This is a genomic window from Streptococcus sp. HMSC034B05, from assembly GCF_001809055.1.
Lineage (GTDB): Bacteria > Bacillota > Bacilli > Lactobacillales > Streptococcaceae > Streptococcus > Streptococcus constellatus.
In genome coordinates, this window is record NZ_KV795621.1 from 191,860 (window position 1) to 202,244 (window position 10,385).

At 37.9% G+C, this 10,385-nt stretch carries 9 protein-coding genes; all 9 read right to left on the reverse strand.

What is annotated here, in order from left to right; translation table 11 throughout:
* Positions 1–10 precede the first annotated feature (10 nt).
* Entirely contained in the window at positions 11–547 is a 537-nt protein-coding gene (locus tag HMPREF2542_RS07650; protein WP_037597322.1) for a F0F1 ATP synthase subunit delta, read from the reverse strand.
* Positions 547–1,041: a F0F1 ATP synthase subunit B gene (gene atpF / locus HMPREF2542_RS07655; protein ID WP_003037243.1), complete on the reverse strand. Its 495-nt coding sequence runs from the start codon at positions 1,039–1,041 to the stop codon at positions 547–549. Before atpF ends, HMPREF2542_RS07650 begins: the two co-directional genes overlap by 1 nt.
* A gap of 14 nt (positions 1,042–1,055) precedes the next feature.
* Positions 1,056–1,769, reverse strand: a complete 714-nt coding sequence (gene atpB, locus HMPREF2542_RS07660) for a F0F1 ATP synthase subunit A (protein WP_058670320.1) — start codon at positions 1,767–1,769, stop codon at positions 1,056–1,058.
* Positions 1,770–1,808: 39 nt separating this feature from the next.
* Positions 1,809–2,009, reverse strand: a complete 201-nt coding sequence (locus HMPREF2542_RS07665) for a F0F1 ATP synthase subunit C (protein WP_048800087.1) — start codon at positions 2,007–2,009, stop codon at positions 1,809–1,811.
* 313 nt (positions 2,010–2,322) lie between these two features.
* The gene (locus HMPREF2542_RS07670) at positions 2,323–4,722 is read right to left on the reverse strand and encodes a glycogen/starch/alpha-glucan phosphorylase (protein ID WP_003069757.1); all 2,400 of its coding nucleotides are present in this window, start codon (positions 4,720–4,722) and stop codon (positions 2,323–2,325) included.
* 24 nt (positions 4,723–4,746) lie between these two features.
* Entirely contained in the window at positions 4,747–6,177 is a 1,431-nt protein-coding gene (glgA, locus tag HMPREF2542_RS07675) for a glycogen synthase GlgA (RefSeq protein ID WP_058670319.1), read from the reverse strand.
* Positions 6,174–7,313 carry a glucose-1-phosphate adenylyltransferase subunit GlgD gene (glgD, locus tag HMPREF2542_RS07680; protein WP_058670318.1) on the reverse strand — a complete coding sequence of 380 codons (1,140 nt, stop codon included), beginning with the start codon at positions 7,311–7,313 and terminating at the stop codon, positions 6,174–6,176. Before glgD ends, glgA begins: the two co-directional genes overlap by 4 nt.
* The gene (locus HMPREF2542_RS07685; protein ID WP_049481322.1) at positions 7,303–8,445 is read right to left on the reverse strand and encodes a glucose-1-phosphate adenylyltransferase; all 1,143 of its coding nucleotides are present in this window, start codon (positions 8,443–8,445) and stop codon (positions 7,303–7,305) included. Before HMPREF2542_RS07685 ends, glgD begins: the two co-directional genes overlap by 11 nt.
* A 3-nt stretch (positions 8,446–8,448) precedes the next feature.
* Complete coding sequence (gene glgB, locus HMPREF2542_RS07690) at positions 8,449–10,359, reverse strand: 1,4-alpha-glucan branching protein GlgB (RefSeq protein WP_058670317.1); 1,911 nt, start codon at positions 10,357–10,359, stop codon at positions 8,449–8,451.
* Between the last annotated feature and the right edge of the window lie 26 nt (positions 10,360–10,385).

Consider the following 10,385-nt stretch of genomic DNA (forward strand, 5'->3'; position numbering starts at 1 on the left):
ACACCACTTTCTATTTCAATTTTTCTTTTACTATTTGTAATTGACGTTTAATACTTGCATCAATTGTCTTATTATTAGCAGTGATGATAAAGCCACCAATAAGGCTCGCATCAAGTTCTTCTTTTAAGGAACGAACTTGCAATCCAAATTTTCGCTCAACAATTGGAATAATTTTGGATTTTTGAGTCTCAGATAAAGTCTGAACGGATTTAATCGTCACTTCAAATTCATTACTAATCATTTCAAGCTGATGAAGACTTTCTACTAAAATGTCATAAAAAAGATCTTCACGATGATTGTGAATAATAACTTCAATGAAGTTGTCAATCAAAAGTGAATCAGATCCTTGAAAATAGCGAAGGCTTTTTTCTTTTTCTGTATCATCAACACCAATGTGCGATAGAAAGGCAACTAAGTTTGTATCATCCAAAATGTCTTTCATTTGATGAAGCTGTTCAAAGACATCTTTTTGTTGCCCTTTTTCAATCACAAGCTGGACAAAAGGTGTGGTATATTTTTCAATTACCGCAAATCTTTTTTTGTCCATTAAGCATCTCCTAGCTTGTCAATGTAGCGGTCAATCAACTCTTTGTGAGCTTCTTGATCCAACTGTTGGCCTAAAATTTTACTAGCAAGATTTACAGTCAAATCAGCTACATCACCTTTAATACTGTTCAAGGCTTCTGCTTTGGTTTGAGCAATTTCTTGATTTGCTTTCTCTTTTAAACGTCCAGCTTCATCAGCTGCATCTGCCAAGATTCCTGCCTTATTTTTCTCAGCAGTTTCTTTAGCATTCTCAATAATGGTTGTCGCTTCCTGACGACTACCTGCTAATTCTGTTTCTCTTTTTTGCGCTAAATCTTCTGCTTTTTGACGAGCTGATTCTGCACCATCAATATCGTCTGAAATCTTTTTAGCACGTTGCTCAAAAGTACTTGTGATATTCTCCCAGGCAAATTTCTTGATTAAAATGATTAACAGAAGAAATGAGCCTGCTACAAGGATAAAATCCCCAATAAGACTACCTAAAGTAATATTCATCTCTTATCTCCCTTCTATTCCTCACTGTTAATTTTCTTACCTAGATACATAGATGTCAACATGGTAAATACATATGCTTGAATACATGAAATAAAGACTGAAAAAGCAGTCCAAACAAGATTCAAGACAAAAGCAATTGGATACCAACCAGCAGCTTGTTGTGATAAAGTTAACAACAAACCAGACAGAACCTCACCCGCATAAATATTACCATAGATACGCAGAGCCAGAGAGGCAAAATTAGTGAATTCTTCCAAAATATTCATTGGAGTCATTCCAGCAGGTGTCGCAAATGCCTTGAGATAAGCTTTCACTCCCCGTCGGCGAATCCCTTCAACATGACAAATTAAGGTAATCAAAAATGAAAATCCTAAGTCAAAGGCAAGATTGGCCGTTGGAGATGTCCACAAATTATGACCATTGGTTGTCTGCACTTTTGCCATCAAACCAAGATTGTTAGCTACTGCAACGAAAAGGAATAAGGAAAAGATAAATAGAGAATAATTCTTTATATATTTATCGCCAATATTTCCCTTTGTAAAGCCAATGACAAAATCATAGAGGTATTCTAAGACATTTTGTTTGCCAGAAGGCTTCAGCGTCATTTTCCGACTAGCCCAATAAACAAAGGCAAATACGATAAATACAGTTAGAAGAGACATAGCAAGTAGAGTCAAATCAAAAGTCACAGGACCTAAAGTGATAGTTGGATTTATACTTTCTTCCAACGAACTCCACCCCCTTTTCTAAAGGATAACTTTCTTTTCTTATTTAATGATGAATGACATCGCAAGTGTTACGAAGAAAGTACCTTCGATAAAGGCAATCCCCATGATCATGAGCGTTCTCAACTGACCAATGATTTCTGGTTGACGTGATGCTGATTTAAATAGATTTGCCATTAAAAAACCTTCAGCGAGCGAAACACCCATACAGGCAAGACATAATCCCAAAAATGTTAAATTCATGATGAATTCTCCTTTATGTTTAAAATTTACTTACTTAGTTTAGTCCTAAAAATTCTTTTTGTCAAATGTTTTTGTCTTTTGGAAACGTTTTATACGGATTTACTTCATTTTCCAAAAAAGCAAGGTATTTCTGCAATAATGATAACCCTAGATAGCGAAAATACGAAGTTTGTTTCACTATAAATCTACCTTTATAAAAAAATAGTAATCTTGTTCTTATTTATTGAAATCTGATACTTCACAAAATCTTCCTCTATCAAATGAAATAAACTAACTTTTCAACAAAGAGGCTGGATAGGTCCCAGCCCCTAGCTTAATCCTTTTTCAGGTTCCAAATTTCTTTGGCGTATTGTTCAATCGTATCATCTGATGTGAATTTATCAGACGTTGCAATATTAACAAGACTCATACGCGCCCATTTTTCTTTGTCGCGATAGAGTTGATCAATCTTTTCTTGTGCAGCTACGTACGAAGCAAAGTCTTCTAGAAGGAAGTATTCATCATTGTGTGTAATCAAAGCTTCATAAATCTCAGCGCCTTCATTCCGGACATTTGGAATGGTTCCGTTTACGAAACTATCAACTACACGCCGAATGACTGGATTGTCTTCGTAGACACCGCGTGAATCATAATCATGACGTGCGTAATGGTCGTAGACTTCGTTTTTGTTCATACCGAAAATCACAATATTGTCATCTCCAACTTCATCTTTGATTTCAATATTAGCTCCGTCAAGGGTTGCCAAGGTAATAGCTCCTGTCATCATAAATTTCATATTAGATGTTCCTGAAGCCTCTTTGGAAGCAAGAGAAATTTGCTCTGACACATCTGCCGCTGGAATGATGAGCTCAGCTAAACTGACACGATAATTTTCAAGGAAAACAACTTTTAATTTGCCTTGTAAACTTTCATCATTATTCACAAGATTTGCTACTTCGTTGATTAATTTAATAACAGATTTTGCAAAATGATAACCTGGTGCTGCTTTAGCACCAAAAATGAAAACTCGCGGCACCATATCTTTATCAGGATTATCTTTCAAATCCCAATATAGCTTAAGAATATGGAGCAAATTGAGCAATTGACGCTTATAGGCGTGAAGCCGTTTCACTTGCACATCAAAGATAGCTTCCGTTGACACTTCCACTCCTGTAGATTCTTTGATGAAAGCTGCTAAACGTGCTTTAGCTTCCTGCTTAACATTATAAAATTCGCTCAAAACATGCTGATCATCTTTGTAGTCTAAGAGTCTACGAAGTTCATGAATATCCGTCCGCCAGCCCTTACCAATCAAACGATCAATTTCATTTGACAATGGTTCATCTGCAATTTGCAACCAACGACGTTGAATGATGCCATTCGTTTTATTATTGAATTTTTCAGGATAAATAGCATAAAAATCACGCAACGTATCTTCTTTGAGAAGTTCTGTGTGAAGTTTGGCCACTCCATTGACCGAATGACCGCCAATAATCGCCAAATGTGCCATGTGGATTTGATTATCTTTGACAATCCGAGTATGTTCAATCACTTGTGGGTCAATGCCACGCGCAGCCATATCAGCAATATAACGATTGTCAATTTCAAGAATAATTTGATAAACACGAGGAAGAACATTTTTAAAGAGTTCCGCATCCCATCTTTCTAGGGCTTCTGAAAGGATGGTATGATTGGTATAGCTCATCGTCTGAACTGTCGCATTCCAAGCGTCTGCCCATTCAAGACCACAATCATCTAACAGAAGTCGCATAAATTCTGCTGGTGCAACTGCTGGGTGTGTATCGTTAATATGAACCGATACCTTTTCATGAATTTGCTCTAAAGGCAGACCTTGTTTCCGATAGGATTTGATAATGGTCTGCAAACCGGCACTGGTCATGAAATATTCTTGAATCAAGCGTAGCTCTTTTCCTTCATAACTTGAATCATCTGGGTAAAGAATGGCCGTAATATCCTGTACCTTGCGACGCGCTTCAATCGTTGGATAATCTAATTCATATTCTTCAGGAATTTCGACATCCCAAAGACGAAGATTGTTGACAACGTCATTTCCAAAACCAATTTGTGGTACATCGTAAGGTACTGCACGGAGAGTTTGTGAATTTTCATAAATGGGAAGCATTCGCCCTTCTTTGTTGGCTTGCAGATAGACATTTCCAAAGATTTTAACATCTACAACATCATGATCCTTACGTGTTTCCCAAACATTTCCGAGACTACCAAACCAATCATCAGGCAACTCGACTTGGTAACCGTCCACAATTTTTTGTTTGAATAATCCATAGCGATAGCGAATTCCATTACCAAATCCAGGATAACCTGTGGTTGCCAATGAATCCATAAAAGCTGCTGCTAAGCGACCCAAACCGCCATTCCCTAGCGCCATATCGTACTCAGCCTGTTTGACAGCTGTAAAATCAATACCTAATTCATCAAATCCTTCTTTGACAACATCGAGGATTCCAAGATTTAATAAATTGGTTTCCAGCATTCGCCCAGGCAAAAATTCAATAGAAAAGTAATAAGCAATTTTTTGCTTGTCTTCTACTAATTTGTTTCGTCGCTCCAACCACATAGGAGTGATGTATTTGCGAATTGTACGTGCTAAGGTTTGAAACAGTTCTGCCGAAGTGGCATCTTCTACTTTAATCAATTGTTCTTCATGCAAAATGTCCTTAAAATCATGAAGAAACTGCTCTTTTGTTAGTTCCATTTCTTAACGGCAAACTCCTTTCTATCAATAAAGAGATTGGTACAAATGACTGTAAGCTTGGCTAGCTGTATCCCATGAAAAATCACGTTCCATAGCTTGTATTTGAAGGTTATACCATGCTTCTTTATCGTTGTAATATAAGTCGATAGCCATGTCAAATGTCCATTTCAGCCAGTAACCTGAGAAATTATTAAAGCTAAATCCAGTTCCTGTTCCTTCGTAAGCATTATAGGGTTGAACGGTGTCACGAAGACCACCAACTTCATGTACAAGTGGCAATGTTCCATAACGCATTGCCATCATTTGGGACAATCCACACGGCTCAAAGCGACTCGGCATCAAGAACATATCACAAGCTGCATAAATTTCTTGGGCTAATTTCACATCAAAAGTGATATTGGCAGATAATTTTTCTGGATAAGCTTGACCAAACCAAGCAAATGATTGCTCAAAAGATGGGTCTCCTGTTCCTAAAAGGATAATTTGTACATCATCTTGTAGTAAATTGTGTAATTGATCCACAACTAAATCAAAACCTTTTTGCCGAGTCAAACGTGATACAATCCCTACTAGAGGTACATCATCTCGAACAGGTAGACCAACTTTTTCCTGCAACACACGCTTATTAGCAAGTTTGCCAGATAAATCATCTTTATTAAAATGATGATCCAGTAACACATCTGTTTCTGGATTATAAATATCTGTATCGATTCCATTGACAATACCTGAGACTTTACCCGACTCCATCCGCAAAATTTGATCCAAACCGCAACCGAACTCTGGTGTCATAATTTCATGTGCATAACTTGGTGATACAGTTGTTACACGATCTGCATATAAAATCCCTGCTTTCATCCAGTTGAGGCAGTCATTCCAACGCAATGTTCCATCTGCATAGCGCTCATAACCCACTCCGAATAAATCCCAGAGCATGCCATCGGAAAATTGCCCTTGAAATTCTAAATTATGAATGGTTAAAACAGTCCGAATTCCATGATAAGCTTGAATCCAATGGTATTTTTCTTTCACTAAAAATGGAATCATCGCGGTATGATAATCATGCACATGCAATACATCTGGAATGAAATCTACTCTTTCCATCAACTCAACAGCAGCCATTTGGAAATAAGCAAAACGCTCACCATCATCAAAATCACCATAAACATGACCACGAAAGAAATAGTATTGATTGTCTATAAAATAGAAGGTTACACCATTTAAAACTGTACGTTTCACACCGACATATTGACCGCGCCAGCCGACCTTTACTTCAAAATGGAACAAGTCTTCCATTTGGTCGCCGAATTTAGTCTCTACCATATCGTAATAAGGCAACACCACTCCCACTTCATGACCAGCTTTCACAAGAGATTTAGGGAGAGCGCCAATGACGTCTCCCAATCCTCCTGTTTTAGAAAAAGGTGCACCTTCTGCTGCTACAAATAAAATTTTCATTGAATTCTATCCTCTGTCACTTTTTCGCCTTTTTTAAGAACAACTGGGTTATCAACTGTTCCTCGAACGGTCACATTCTCAGCAACCTCAACACCCTTATCTAAGATTGCATAGTCTACAACAGCATTTTCGCCAATAAGGACACGTGGGAAAAGAATACTGTTTTTTACACGACTTCCTTTTTTAATACGAGTATTACGAGAAATGACAGAACCACTCACTTCTCCTTCAATAATACTGCCGGAAGCAAATTGAGCATTTGAAACCTTAGAACCGACTGCATAATAAGTTGGCTCTTCGTTTTTTACTTTAGTATAAATCTTTTGATTTGGAGAGAAAAGGGAATAGAATTTTTGTGAATCAAGCATATCAATATTGGCATTGAAGTACGAAGTGACAGAATGAATATTTGCTAAATAACCCGTATATTCATAAGCAAACGCTTTTTCCTGAGCAGCTAAATCACGTAAAACATAACGTAATTTTTGAGGAAATTCTTTTTGTGCTTCTATTTCTAATTTTTCAATCAGCCAGGGTGTATCCACAACAAAGATATCTGTTGACATGTTGTACAAATCCTGTTCTTTTTTATCATCAAAAAGATGGTGATTTTTCACATGATCTGTTTCATCAATTTCCAAAACAGCATTGACTTCGGAAATTTCTTCTTTTGGTAATTTTTTATAGACAACTGTGATCGGTTGATCAGTTGTACCATGTAAGTGGAAGACTTGGTTCAAGTCGATGTTCACCAAAACATCACAGTTCAATGCTACCGTTTGATCGCTGCCCGAACGTTTTAAGTAGGTCAATAATTGCTCGTAGTATTCTTTACCAACAGTAGAACTTTCTACGCGCGTATTATAAATACCAAGATAGTAGTGACTCAAAAGAGTAGACAGCCCCCATTCACGTCCAGAACGGATATGGTCAAAGACAGAACTAATATTATCTTGTTGGAAAATGCCAAAGACGCTCCGAATCCCTGCATTGGCCAGGCTAGACAACGGAAAGTCAATTAAACGATATTTCCCACCAAACGGCAAACTGGCAACTGGACGATGATTTGTCAAAGTAGACATATCATGAAATCCAACTGTATTTCCTAAAATTGCTGAATATTTATCAATCTTCATCTGATGGTACCCCCACTTTCTCATTGTATCCGATAACTTGTACTTCGTCTGTTCCATCAATTTCTACACCATCAGAAATGATAGCTCCTTCACCGATAATAGCACGTTTGATTTTTGCACCTTGACCAATGATAGCACCACTCATAATCACAGAATCTTCTACAACTGCATCTTTACGCACTTGAGCTTCCGTAGAAAGAATGGAATGCTTAACCGTGCCATCTACCAAACAGCCGTCCACAACCAAAGAATCTTCTACATGAGCATTTTCTCCAAGGAAGTTTGGTGGAGAAATCAAGTTACGTGAATAAATTTTCCATTGACGATCCCGACTGTCTAAAGCATTGTTTGGGTCAATATACTCCATATTGGCTTCCCAAAGTGACTCAATCGTTCCAACATCTTTCCAATATCCCTTAAATTCATAAGCATAGACACTTTCGCCGGATTCAAGATAATTTGGAATAACATTCTTACCAAAGTCAGACATATCTACATTGCTCTTTTCAGCAGCTATCAGCATATTACGCAGGCGTTTCCAGTCAAAGATATAAATCCCCATAGAAGCCTTAGTAGACTTAGGTTCAGCTGGTTTTTCTTCAAACTCGACAATGCGGTTATTGGCATCTGTATTCATAATACCAAAACGACTGGCTTCTTTTAAAGGAACATCCAGAACAGCTACCGTCAGACTGGCGTTGTTGTCCTTGTGAGATTGAAGCATATCATCGTAGTCCATTTTGTAAATGTGGTCACCAGACAAAATCAAGACATACTCAGGATTGATAGTATCAATATAATCAATGTTTTGATAAATCGCATGACTAGTTCCTTCAAACCAACGATTGCCCTCACTTGCTGAATATGGCTGGAGAATAGAAACTCCTGTGTTAATACCATCCAGTCCCCAACTAGAACCATTTCCAATATGACTATTCAAAGCTAATGGTTGGTATTGAGTAATGACACCAACATTATGAATTCCTGAATTGGCACAATTGGACAAAGCAAAGTCAATGATACGGTAGCGTCCACCAAATTGTACTGCTGGTTTGGCAATACTTTGAGTGAGTTTTCCAAGGCGTGTTCCTTGCCCACCGGCAAGAATCAAAGCTAGCATTTCATTCTTCATCTGTTACTCCTTTTTGGACTTCTTACTTCCATTTGCTGATTTCACACGACGTTTAATTTTCCAAATACTTGCCCCTAATGCTGGCAGAGTAAAGGTCAACGTCTGAGGATAATCCTTCCACAAGCCTTCTTGAGACTGAACTGTTTGATTATACTCTTTCCATACACCTCCCCATTCTTCTAATTCAGTATTCCAAATTTCTTCATATATGGCTGTCACCGGAACACCAATGGTAAAGTCTTTGCGCTCTACCGGAGCCATATTAAAGACGCAAATTAGCATATCTCCCTTGTCATTTTTCCGAATAAAGGAAAGTACACTTTGATCTGTATTATCCGCATCAATAATTTCTAAGCCATCCCAATTCAAGTCGTTTTCCCATAAAACACGATTTTCTTTATAAAGCTGATTGAGTCGAGAAGTGAAATGTTGCATCTTAGCGTTCATATCATCTGCCAAATCACGCCATTCTAAAGATTCTTCGCATTTCCATTCTAAGAATTGTCCCCATTCGCTGCCCATGAATAGTAATTTCTTCCCTGGGTGACATATTTGATAAGTATAGAGATTTCGCAGACCAGCAAATTGATTATAGCGATCTCCCCACATCTTATGCATGAGACTCTTCTTACCATGTACCACTTCGTCATGAGAAAATGGCAACAAGAAGTTTTCAGAAAAAGCGTACATGAAACTAAAGGTTACTAGATTAAAATCATACTTGCGGTAAATCGGATCTTCTTCGTAGAAACGCAGAATGTCATTCATCCAGCCCATGTTCCACTTATAATCAAATCCAAGACCACCCATTTCTATCATCCCCGTAATCTTTGTATCACTCGTACTTTCTTCTGCAATCATCATGACATCTGGATGAGCAAGCTTGATAACCGTATTCAATCGTTGAAGGAAGTAATAACCTTCATAATTTCGATTACCCCCATCAATATTTGGTTGCCATGGACCACTATCGTAATCCAGATAAAGCATGTTGCTAACTGCGTCTACACGGATTCCATCTAAGTGATAAAAATCAATCCAAAACTTAATACTAGAAATCAAGAAAGACTGTACTTCATTCTTTCCTAAATCAAAGTTAAGAGCCCCCCAGCCATAATTGTGGGCACGGTCATGATCTTGATACTCAAATGTAGGTGTACCGTCATAATAAGCCAAGGCATCATCATTGATAGTAAAATGACCTGGCACCCAGTCTACGATAACTCCAATATTATTCACATGACATTCTTCTACAAAATCACGAAACTCTTCAGGAGTTCCATACGTATGCTCAAGTGCAAAATATCCCATCAGCTGATAACCCCAGCTCAGTCCAAGTGGATGCGCCATTAGTGGCATGAATTCCACATGAGTATAATTCATTTTAACCAGATAAGGAATTAGTTCTTCTTTTAATTGAGCAAATGAGTAGGAACTGCCATCTTCATTTTGCTTCCAAGAACCTGCATGAACTTCGTAAATATTCACAGGTCGTGAGAAAAATCCCCAACGTTTTCTGCGAGCTAACCACAAGCCATCTTTCCATTTCTTTTCAGGAATTGTCCGAACAACTGCACCTGTACCAGGACGTTTTTCAAAATAGATAGCTAAAGGATCAATTTTTAAAATTTCTTGACCGCTGCTTCGTCTAACATTGTATTTGTAAATATCTCCTTCCTTTGGCAAATCCGTGAATACTTCCCAAACACCACCTTCATTGCGTGTCATAGGAATCTGATTTTCATACCAGTCAGTAAAGTCTCCAATCAAATGCACACTTTGAGCATTTGGCGCCCATACACGAAATGTATAGCCGCTTTGTCCATCAACTTCATCTTGATGAACCCCCAAATAGTGCTGCAAATGGAAATTTTCACCTGTGGTAAAAGTTCTCAATGCTTCTTGTCTATCCATTTTTTCACCTCACTTTGTAAGCGTTT